This window comes from Labrys sp. 22185, assembly GCF_052045555.1.
GTDB lineage: Bacteria > Pseudomonadota > Alphaproteobacteria > Rhizobiales > Labraceae > Labrys > Labrys neptuniae.
In genome coordinates this window covers 1-5,000 of the sequence record NZ_JBQEPH010000077.1, presented here as the reverse complement: position 1 = coordinate 5,000, position 5,000 = coordinate 1, and the positions used below count along the sequence as shown (strand labels likewise).

At 57.7% G+C, this 5,000-nt stretch carries 2 protein-coding genes, 1 tRNA gene, 2 rRNA genes and 1 pseudogene (1 of these 6 running past the window's edge); 4 read left to right on the top strand and 2 right to left on the bottom strand.

Annotated features, from left to right (window positions below):
- The 3 genes from ACTJKX_RS37285 to ACTJKX_RS37275 all read left to right on the top strand — a co-directional run.
- Positions 1–1,963: ribosomal RNA gene (locus ACTJKX_RS37285) — 23S ribosomal RNA — on the top strand (it extends 848 nt beyond the left edge of the window).
- A 143-nt stretch (positions 1,964–2,106) separates the two neighbouring features.
- A 5S ribosomal RNA gene (gene rrf, locus ACTJKX_RS37280) occupies positions 2,107–2,221 on the top strand.
- A gap of 49 nt (positions 2,222–2,270) precedes the next feature.
- Positions 2,271–2,347: transfer RNA gene (locus ACTJKX_RS37275), tRNA-Met, on the top strand.
- A 281-nt stretch (positions 2,348–2,628) separates the two neighbouring features.
- Here ACTJKX_RS37275 and ACTJKX_RS37270 read toward each other — a convergent pair.
- Together ACTJKX_RS37270 and ACTJKX_RS37265 are read right to left on the bottom strand one after the other, a co-directional pair.
- Positions 2,629–3,129, bottom strand: coding sequence for a hypothetical protein (locus tag ACTJKX_RS37270; RefSeq protein ID WP_440728409.1), 501 nt, complete (start codon positions 3,127–3,129; stop codon positions 2,629–2,631).
- 54 nt (positions 3,130–3,183) lie between these two features.
- Positions 3,184–3,486: pseudogene (locus tag ACTJKX_RS37265) on the bottom strand (IS3 family transposase); the annotation flags it as partial.
- An 89-nt stretch (positions 3,487–3,575) separates the two neighbouring features.
- Between ACTJKX_RS37265 and ACTJKX_RS37260 the strand changes: the two are divergent.
- A protein-coding gene (locus ACTJKX_RS37260) for an IS3 family transposase (RefSeq protein ID WP_440728269.1) occupies positions 3,576–4,927 on the top strand; the annotation gives its coding sequence in 2 pieces (ribosomal slippage) (positions 3,576–3,912 and positions 3,912–4,927; 1,353 coding nt in all).
- Positions 4,928–5,000 lie beyond the last annotated feature (73 nt).

The window sequence follows — 5,000 nt, the reverse complement described above, 5'->3', positions numbered from 1 at the left end:
CTCGGAAATAGCTGGTTCTCCGCGAAAACTATTTAGGTAGTGCGTCGCACGAATGTTCCAGGGGGTAGAGCACTGGATGGGCTAGGGGGTCTTACCGATCTACCAAACCTAACCAAACTCCGAATACCTGGAAACACTATGCGGCAGACAGACGGCGGGTGCTAACGTCCGTCGTCGAGAGGGAAAAAACCCTGACCACCAGCTAAGGCCCCTAATTCGTGGCTAAGTGGTAAAGGATGTGAGGATCCCATAACAACCAGGAGGTTGGCTTAGAAGCAGCCATCCTTTAAAGAAAGCGTAACAGCTCACTGGTCTAAACAAGGGTCTTTGCGCCGAAAATGTAACGGGGCTCAAGCCACGAGCCGAAGCTGTGGGTGTGCGCAAGCACGCGGTAGCGGAGCGTTCCATAGGCCTGTGAAGGAGTATGCGTGAGCAGCTCTGGAGGTATTGGAAGTGCGAATGCTGGCATGAGTAACGACAAACAGTGTGAGAGACACTGTCGCCGAAAGTCCAAGGGTTCCTGCGTAAAGCTAATCTGCGCAGGGTTAGTCGGCCCCTAAGGCGAGGCTGAAAAGCGTAGTCGATGGGAATGAGGTGAATATTCCTCAACCAGTGGGTAGTGACGGATCTCTTCCGTGGTGTGTTCTTATTGGATTGAGCATGCCATCACGAGGTTCCAGGAAATAGCTCCCACATCAGACCGTACCCGAAACCGACACAGGTGGACTGGTAGAGTATACCAAGGCGCTTGAGAGAACTATGCTGAAGGAACTCGGCAATTTGCCTCCGTAACTTCGGGATAAGGAGGCCTCGTTCGTGGGCAACCATGGGCGAGGGGCACAAACTAGGGGGTGGCGACTGTTTAACAAAAACACAGGGCTCTGCTAAGCCGCAAGGCGACGTATAGGGTCTGACGCCTGCCCGGTGCCGGAAGGTTAAGAGGAGAGGTGCAAGCTTTGAATCGAAGCCCCGGTAAACGGCGGCCGTAACTATAACGGTCCTAAGGTAGCGAAATTCCTTGTCGGGTAAGTTCCGACCTGCACGAATGGCGTAACGATCTCCCCGCTGTCTCCAGCATAGACTCAGTGAAATTGAATTCCCCGTGAAGATGCGGGGTACCTGCGCTTAGACGGAAAGACCCCGTGCACCTTTACTATAACTTTACACTGGCATTCGTGCTTGCATGTGTAGGATAGGTGGTAGGCTATGAAGCCAGGGCGCCAGCCCCGGTGGAGCCACCCTTGAAATACCACCCTTACGATCATGGATGTCTAACCGCGACCCGTCATCCGGGCCCGGGACAGTGTATGGTGGGTAGTTTGACTGGGGCGGTCGCCTCCCAAAGAGTAACGGAGGCGTGCGACGGTGGGCTCAGAGCGGTCGGAAATCGCTCGTCGAGTGCAATGGCATAAGCCCGCCTGACTGCGAGACTGACAAGTCGAGCAGAGACGAAAGTCGGCCATAGTGATCCGGTGGTCCGTTGTGGAACGGCCATCGCTCAACGAATAAAAGGTACGCCGGGGATAACAGGCTGATGATTCCCAAGAGTCCATATCGACGGAATCGTTTGGCACCTCGATGTCGACTCATCACATCCTGGGGCTGGAGAAGGTCCCAAGGGTTCGGCTGTTCGCCGATTAAAGTGGTACGTGAGTTGGGTTCAAAACGTCGTGAGACAGTTTGGTCCCTATCTGGCGTGGGCGTAGGAGAATTGAGAGGATCTGTCCTTAGTACGAGAGGACCGGGATGGACGTACCTCTGGTGGACCTGTTGTGGCGCCAGCCGCAGTGCAGGGTAGCTATGTACGGTCGGGATAACCGCTGAAGGCATCTAAGCGGGAAACCCACCTCAAGATGAGTTCTCCCTCGAAAGCCGTGGTAGACCACCACGTTGATAGGCCGGGTGTGGAAGCGGAGCGATCCGTGCAGCTTACCGGTACTAATAGCTTGATCGGCTTGATCGCTCTCATTTATCAATACTCACGAATGGCCTTGAGCCATATCCTGAGAGGGGCGCCTCTCGCGACATGAAACCATGTCGCTGGCGGCGCTCTTGACGATCCCTTCGGGATCGCAAGGACATCTTGCTTCATTTTTGCTTCGCCGGCCTGGTGGCACTAGCGAGGAGCCTCAACCCGATCCCATCCCGAACTCGGCCGTTAAACTCCTCAGCGCCGATGGTACTATGTCTCAAGACCTGGGAGAGTAGGTCGTTGCCAGGCCTGCAAAGCAAAAATCTCAACAAACCATGACAATCAAACAAATTCCTGCCGCGGGGTGGAGCAGCCCGGTAGCTCGTCAGGCTCATAACCTGAAGGCCGCAGGTTCAAATCCTGCCCCCGCAACCACTTTTATCATAAGTCAATTACCGTCCTGGTCTGATCACGGGGGCGGTTTTTGCGTTTGATGCCGTGCGTTCGCGCGGAAAATTGGATGAGAGACCGACATTGGATGAGATGGCAGCCTATATTTGCAGTCGGGGTATCTCCGAGCATATCGCCGCGAATGATGCCCTGGCGCCCCTCTGCAGTCGTTGGAGAGTTCTAAGCTGGCAGGCGATAAACCATACCGCAATGGACAACCGTCAGTTCGCTGTCCGACGTACTCGTCCGGATACGCTCGCAGACAGCTATGGCGCCGAAGTGCCCGGGCTCGGTTGGATGGCTGAAGATGAAGGTTGCGTGTTAGACGTCGCAGGAGCGGGCAGTGGGACAGACGTCGGCTTTGAAGTGAAATCTATCGTCACGAATAATATCACCCCTAACACCATGGTGGCCGAGATGATGCCCGCGATCCAGGAAACTACCATGAAGCCGTGCTTGGCTTCTTCCAACGGAGTGGTCACCAACTTCTTGTAGTCGTCCGTTCCCAAGAAGCTGAAGAAGCGCTGTTTCCAATCCGAACGCAACCGATCCTGGAGCCACATGAAATGGGTGCTGGCGAAGATGATCACCCCAACATAGGCTCCGAGCACCACCGACAAAGCAATGAGAATAGCCGGCGGAGCGGTCGAGGTGACTCGGGCAGCGACGACACCCAGGCCCAAGAAGACGGCCCCTGCTACCGCCGTGGCCAGTTGTCGGGCAGTATCCGCCGTCTTGTTAATCTCTTCGCTAACCGCCTTGCGCACATCGGCAATCGCTTTAAGGGAGTCTGAGCTGCTTCCGGTTTTTCGGACACGAGGTTAAGCTAGCGTAGCTCGTTCCTCGAACTCGATGGGGCTCAGATAGCCCAGCGTTGAGTGCCTTCGCCGAGGGTTGTAGAAGCGCTCGATGTAGTCGAACACGTCCGCCCTTGCGTCGTCCCTGGTGCTATAGACTTTACGGGCGATACGCTCCGTTTTCAGCGACGAGAAGAAGCTCTCCATCGCGGCATTGTCCCAGACGTTGCCCGACCGGCTCATCGAGCAGATGATGCCATGGTTGGCCATGAGGCGTTGGAACGGCTCGCTCGTATATTGGCTGCCTTGGTCGCTGTGATGGAGCAGACGGTGTCTGCCGTCAGCGCTCTTGAGACAGTTTAGGGGTTTTCGGGAAGGGAGGATTTCTGGATCATCGCAGCCATTATGGAGCGCAGATGAGACAAAAATCGGGGCCGGGGAAAGCGCCGGCAGAGCAGGTCGTGAAGGATATCCGGCGCGCGACGCGCCGACAGTTTTCGGCCGAAGAGAAGATCCGCATCGTGCTGGAGGGCGTACGCGGCGAGGAGAGCATCGCCGAGCTTTGCCGGCGCGAGGGGATCGCTTCGTCGATGTATTACGGCTGGTCGAAGGAATTCCTCGACGCCGGCAAGCGCCGGCTGGCCGGTGACACGGCGCGTGCAGCGACCTCCGACGAGGTGAAGGAGCTGCGCCGTGAAGCGCAGGCCCTGAAGGAGGCCGTGGCGGATCTGACCTTGGAAAACCGGTTGCTCAAAAAAAGCATGCTGGCGGATGGGGAAGACGACACATGAGGTATCCCGCATCCGAGAAGGCCGAGATCATCCGCCTGGTCGAGGCCTCGCATCTGCCGGCGCGACGCACGCTGGAGAAGCTCGGCATTCCCCGCGCCACGTTCTACCGCTGGTACGATCGCTATCTCACCGGCGGGATCGAAGCGCTCGCCGATCGTCGCTCGCGGCCGGATCGTGTTTGGAACCGGATTCCTGACCCGATCCGGGCCGAGATCGTTGAGCTGGCGCTGCGCGAGACGGAACTCAGCCCCCGCGAGCTGGCCGTACGCTTCACCGACGAGAAGAGCTACTTCGTCTCCGAGGCGTCGGTGTATCGGCTGCTGAAGGCCCATGATCTCATCACCAGCCCGGCCTATATCGTCATCAAGGCGGCGTCCGAGTTCAAGGACAAGACGACGGCACCCAACCAGCTCTGGCAGACCGACTTCACCTATCTGAAGATCACGGGCTGGGGCTGGTACTATCTGTCGACCGTGCTCGACGACTTCTCCCGGTTCATTGTCGCCTGGAAGCTTTGCGCCACCATGCGCACTGACGACGTCACGGCCACGCTCGATCTGGCGCTGGCGGCATCGGGGCTCGACCGGATCACGGTCGCGCACCGGCCGAGGCTGTTGAGCGACAATGGCTCGTCCTACATCTCGGCCGACCTCGCCACCTGGCTCGACGGCAAGGGCATGCAGCACATCCGCGGTGCGCCCTACCATCCCCAGACGCAGGGCAAGATCGAGCGCTGGCACCAGACTCTCAAGAACCGTATCCTGCTCGAAAACTACTATCTGCCCGGCGATCTCGAACGGCAGGTCGCGGCCTTCATCGAGCATTACAACCATGCCCGCTACCATGAGAGCATCGGCAATCTCACCCCCGCCGATGTCTACTTCGGCCGGGGGCAGGCCATCCTCACCGAACGCGAAAGGATCAAACGCCAGACCATCCAACAAAGACGCTTGCAGCATCACCTGCAGGCCGCATAGCCTCAAACCCAGATGAGCCAGAGCCTCCGTTCCTGACACGCCCAAACGGTCTCAAATCATTCGACGACGGACA